This window comes from Campylobacter magnus (assembly GCF_028649595.1).
Lineage (GTDB): Bacteria > Campylobacterota > Campylobacteria > Campylobacterales > Campylobacteraceae > Campylobacter > Campylobacter magnus.
On sequence record NZ_JAQSLK010000011.1, the window covers coordinates 1 to 4,868 of the forward strand.

Consider the following 4,868-nt stretch of genomic DNA (forward strand, 5'->3'; position numbering starts at 1 on the left):
TTTTTTTTTTTTTTGCCACGCTCAATTTATAAGAATTCTATTTATTTCTATTTAATAGGCGTGAAATTCTTTAAAAAAAATGCTGTCAAAGCACGAAATAATAATAAAGTGTTTTTTTTTACTTAACAAAATTTTTATACATTTAACCGAGCAACCCCTAAAATTTTTATACATTTAACCGAGCAAAAATTATACATTTAACCTAGATTATACATTTTTAAAAAAGCATAATTTTACTAGGTGGAGTGTATAAATATATTATTATTTTATTATATTATTATACACTCCACCTAGCATTTTTATACATTGACAAATAAGTATAAAAATGCTATAAGTCTAAAAAATAAAAAGGCTAAAAATGAAAAATTATAAAATGACTGAAATGCCAAATGGCGCAATAAGAGTAGAGTTAGACCCATTAAGCGATGAACGAAAAGAGCTCTTAAAACTCTACAAAGAAAATGCTTTTATTAAAGGATACACGGAAAAAAGCGAATATAATTTAACAGCGCTTGATTATAAGCTTTTTGATTTAATCTACAAACTTACAGGCGATAAAGTGCGTTTTTGGGGGAAAGATGAAAAACAAAGAGCCAAAACAATACCAAACCAACATTTAAAGCTAGAAATCAGCCAAAATGTAGTGGCAGAGCTTTTAGAGCTTAAAAAAGATAAAAATAACACTTGGAAAAGGGACATAGAAAAAAGCTTAACAAGACTTAGCAAACAATCATTTATTTTGCGTGATTATGTAGATAAGGATTTAGGCCATTTAGAATTTTATAGAGTTACTTTGATAGCATTGCCAAAAATGAAAAAAATAGATGAAAGTGGTAAAAATGATATTATAGAAATAATCGTGCCTGACATTATAGTGTTAAGTGCTTGGAGAGCTTGGAAATATACACCACTAATTCTAAACGAAATAAACAAGGTAAATTCTAAATATGCTTTGAGATTATTTGAATATATAAAAATGATTGAAAGCTATCAAATAAAAAATCTAGGAATAAAAAAGCTAGATTTTTTAGATATTTGCTTTGATGAGCTTCGCTTCATTTTTGATAAGCCAAAAGTGAAAAATATTTCAACGCTTTTTCAGTCAATACGATTTGAAAAAGTCGTTATGCCTGAATTAAATAAAATTCTTATGTGTGATTATGAATATTTTAAAAAAGATAAAAAAATAACTTTGAATTTTAAAGTGCCTTTTATACCAAAAGAATTTAAAGAGCCGAGTTTATTTAATGATGATGGGCAACCTAACGAAAAATTTTTGAAAGAGACAAAGGAGCAAAAATGCTAGAAAAAATCAAAGAACTTCGCATAAAAGCCGAAAGCGCCAAAGCACTTTTAGCACTCGCAGATGATGAAACCGAGCAAAAGCATTTTAAAAAATTGCTTGATAAATACAAGCAAGAATTATTAAAATTCTTAGATGAGCCACAACCAAAACCGAGCAGATCCGAGCCAAACGAGCAAAAAAAACTAGGCGCAATTTTGGCAGATAATCAAACCGATTTAAATGCTATTGATGATGAAAACACCAACCCCCTTTTTGATGAGCTTGCCGAATAAAAAGTGGCAAATTACACCATAACAAAAAACTAAGCTTTGCGCAGTTTTTAGTTAATGGTGGTAATTTGCAAATTACCACCATTAAAATGGTGTAATTTGCTTTTTTTAAAAATCTTTGCTATAATCTCGCAAGCTCGTATTATAGCAGATTTTTAAAAAAAGGATAAAAATGCCAGCAGTAATCAATTATGACAAATACGCAAATATGTCAATAAATCAACTTGTAACAGCTCTAACAAATGCCGAGCGAAAACAAGCCAAAATCAAAGAAAAATTTGAACAAGAAATCAGCCAAGTAAAAGAGCTTATTTCTTACCTAAAATCGCAAGTAAAATCTAGCCTTGATAAGCCAAGATTTTACACCACAGAGAACGCACCAAGTCTTAACGCTTTAAGGGCAGAAGTAGAGAAAATGCCACAAGATCAGGTGGAAAAAATCAAAGCCGAAGTAAATGCCGAAATGTTTGGGACTGAAAATGTATAATATTTTAATCCCTAGCAAAGTAGATAAAATGATAAGTAAAATCGCCAAAGGCGACAAAGAAAACGCAGTAAGAATTTTATTTGCGATTGAAAATCTAAAAAATGCTAACGACCCTTTTGCGCTGAAAAATTGCGAAAAAATGGGGGGCTATGAAAATATTTATCGCTGGAAAGTGGGGCAACATTATCGCATAGTAGGCGAAAAAATCAAGGACACATTAACACTAAAATTGCTAGAAGTTAGCACAAGAGAAAATGCTTATAAATGAGCCAAATTTCTAGCATAAACTTTAAAAAATCAGTAGATTATCAAGTATTTCATAACAGCACAATTCGCCCTAGTTATGTTATCGGTGGGGAGCTAGAATGCGACCCGCCAAAGGGTTATGATGCGCAAAGAATTAAAAATGAAATTGTAGAAAACGCAAAACAAGCTTATTTTAACACTTCAAAGGCTAGAAATAAAGCATTTCAAGCTAAAAATTATGAGTGGTCGGCAGTCGTAAATATTAAGCCTGAAACCACGATGAACGACTTAAAAAAACTAGCACAACATTTTAGCGATAAATACGGCTTTCAATGCTACCAAATAGCGATACACCGAGACGAAGGACACATAAACGACAACGGCGAAAAAGAAATAAACCATCACGCGCATTTAGAATTTATAACGCTTGATAAAAATACGGGCAAACAGCTTTTTAAATTGCGTGATTTTAACCCCCAAAAAATGCGAGAAATCCAAACCGAAGTCGCAGAAATTCTACAAATGGAAAGGGGACAAGACAAGCGCATAAGCGGTGCTAAACGCATAGAGCCACGAGCATACGCACGATTAAAAGAGCAAGAACGCCAAGAAAAAAGGGAAATAAAAAAAGAGCTTACAAACACGAAAGCCGAGCTCACTAGCAACAAAAATGAGCTTAACAGCGTAAAAAACGAGCTTGAAACCACTAAAAAAGAGCTAAAAGCCCTAAGCGCAAACGCTATAAGAAAGCGAGTGGAGCAAGAACGCAAAGCGTGGCTAAATACAAACAAAGCTTTACACGAGCAAGGCGCAGAACTGATATTTACACCCAAGCATTACAAAGAGTTAAGAGAGCTAGGCAAAAAAGCATTTACTAGCCTTAATGAGCTAGAAAACGCTTTAAAAGAGCTAGAAAAGCGCATAAGAAAAGAAAAAAGGCAAAACCAAAGCAACAAGCCACAAATAAGCACCACGAAAAAAGACTTCAAATCTAGGCTTATAGATGAGTTTTACAGCGATTTAAGCACAAAGCACGATTTAACCCCCTTTTATTTTAACAAAGAGCTTAAAACGCTTGAAAACAAGCAAAAAGGCTATAAAATCAAAGACAGCGAAAACACATTAACCCTAACCACAAGTAAAAAAGCAGATTTAAGCGAACAAGTAGCCTTAATGCTGGATATGGCAAAAAGCAAGGGATGGGAGCTAGACAGCATAAAAGTTACTGGCAGTAAAGCTTTTTGCGATGAAGTAGCCAAGCAAATAGCAGAGATAAAAGCCAAAGAAAAAGCCAAGCAAGAGCGAAAATTAAAAGAGCTAGAACAAGAGAACGAGCGATTAAAAGCAGAATTAGCCAAAAATCGCACGGAAACAGCCCTAGAAACGCAAAACGAGCCAAAGCCTAGCCAAGATATTACCCAAAGCGAAAAAACGCAAGAGAACGCACCAAAAGTTAAAAGCCAAGCGCAAATAGATTTAGAAATAGCCCAAAGTCTAGACGAAAAGAAATATTGGGAGCAAACAGATACAACAACATTTTACAATATTTTAAAACGCTTAGAAATGCGTAAAAAGCCACAAGAAAGAAAGCTAGACGATTTAAAATACCTAGACGGAGAGCTAAATAAACCTATAATTTATGGTCGCCACGACTTGACAAAATATGCTATAAGCGAACTGAACGAGTTAATAGCCAAAGAAATAGAGAAAGAACAAGCAAACCAAACAGCACAAACACCAAGCACATTTGATAAAGAGCCTGAAAAATCGCAAGAAGTTTTCAAAGAGTTTAAAGAACTTTGCGATTATTTAGAAAAATATCATTTTCTAACTACTGACGGAAAAATAAATGTAGCAAAAAGAGCTAGTGAGCTTTTAAAAAATAAAGAGAACCACGAACTTTTAAAAACTTATCATAAAACGCATTATGAAGTAAAAAAAGGTGGTTTAGAAAAATTAGCTAAACAATACGAACAAACCAAAGGAATAAGCAGATAATTTTTCTTTTAATGGTAGCATTTAAAAAATCTAGCTTTTCTTTTTTTTGGTGTATGCTTTTTGCGAGTGATCGCACGAAGTGCGACACGAGCTAAAAAGCTCTTGTCAATTTAATAAAAAAATGCCAGCTTTTTAATATATCGTGCTTACAAGCTATTTTTTAGCTAAAAAAGGGGTAAAAAATAGAAAAAAATAAAATATGGTATGCTGACACACTCACAAACCTAGCTTTTTTATCCCCTTTTTTTAAGGCGCATTTTTGTGCCAAAGTGGTGCATTGCGCATTTTAAATTCTTTTTAAAATCCTATATAATTTTAGGGAGCTTTCAAAGCACGATATAGACAGCGTTTCAGGGGGCTATAATGTAATAAAAAGGGAGTGATAATGTAATAAAAAGGGAATTAAATGTAATAAAAAGGGAATTTTAATTCCTTGCTCAAAAAACTCTATTTTTTTTTTTTTTTGCCACGCTCAATTTATAAGAATTCTATTTATTTCTATTTAATAGGCGTGAAATTCTTTAAAAAAAATGCTGTCAAAGCACGAAATAATAATAAAGTG

General features: G+C 32.7%; 5 protein-coding genes. All 5 read left to right on the top strand.

Translation table 11 applies throughout. The features are described from left to right. The first annotated feature begins 358 nt into the window (after positions 1-358). The 5 genes from PTQ34_RS08730 to PTQ34_RS08750 all read left to right on the top strand — a co-directional run bounded on the left by PTQ34_RS08730 (position 359) and on the right by PTQ34_RS08750 (position 4,306). Positions 359-1,306, top strand: a complete 948-nt coding sequence (locus tag PTQ34_RS08730) for a RepB family plasmid replication initiator protein (RefSeq protein ID WP_273933212.1) — start codon at positions 359-361, stop codon at positions 1,304-1,306. Next, entirely contained in the window at positions 1,300-1,578 is a 279-nt protein-coding gene (locus PTQ34_RS08735; protein ID WP_273933213.1) for a hypothetical protein, read from the top strand. The genes PTQ34_RS08730 and PTQ34_RS08735 overlap by 7 nt, the downstream gene beginning before the upstream one ends. 169 nt (positions 1,579-1,747) lie before the next feature. Continuing rightward, entirely contained in the window at positions 1,748-2,062 is a 315-nt protein-coding gene (locus PTQ34_RS08740) for a hypothetical protein (RefSeq protein ID WP_273933214.1), read from the top strand. Next, positions 2,055-2,330, top strand: a complete 276-nt coding sequence (locus PTQ34_RS08745) for a type II toxin-antitoxin system RelE family toxin (RefSeq protein ID WP_273933215.1) — start codon at positions 2,055-2,057, stop codon at positions 2,328-2,330. Before PTQ34_RS08740 ends, PTQ34_RS08745 begins: the two co-directional genes overlap by 8 nt. Continuing rightward, positions 2,327-4,306, top strand: a complete 1,980-nt coding sequence (locus tag PTQ34_RS08750; protein ID WP_273933216.1) for an LPD7 domain-containing protein — start codon at positions 2,327-2,329, stop codon at positions 4,304-4,306. The genes PTQ34_RS08745 and PTQ34_RS08750 overlap by 4 nt, the downstream gene beginning before the upstream one ends. Positions 4,307-4,868: the final 562 nt, after the last annotated feature.

Bases quoted from the DNA above. Each gene is read 5' to 3' on its own strand.
- PTQ34_RS08730 (WP_273933212.1), top strand. From the start codon at position 359: ATGAAAAATTATAAAATGACTGAAATGCCAAATGGCGCAATAAGAGTA.
- PTQ34_RS08735 (WP_273933213.1), top strand. From the start codon at position 1,300: ATGCTAGAAAAAATCAAAGAACTTCGCATAAAAGCCGAAAGCGCCAAA.
- PTQ34_RS08740 (WP_273933214.1), top strand. From the start codon at position 1,748: ATGCCAGCAGTAATCAATTATGACAAATACGCAAATATGTCAATAAAT.
- PTQ34_RS08745 (WP_273933215.1), top strand. From the start codon at position 2,055: ATGTATAATATTTTAATCCCTAGCAAAGTAGATAAAATGATAAGTAAA.
- PTQ34_RS08750 (WP_273933216.1), top strand. From the start codon at position 2,327: ATGAGCCAAATTTCTAGCATAAACTTTAAAAAATCAGTAGATTATCAA.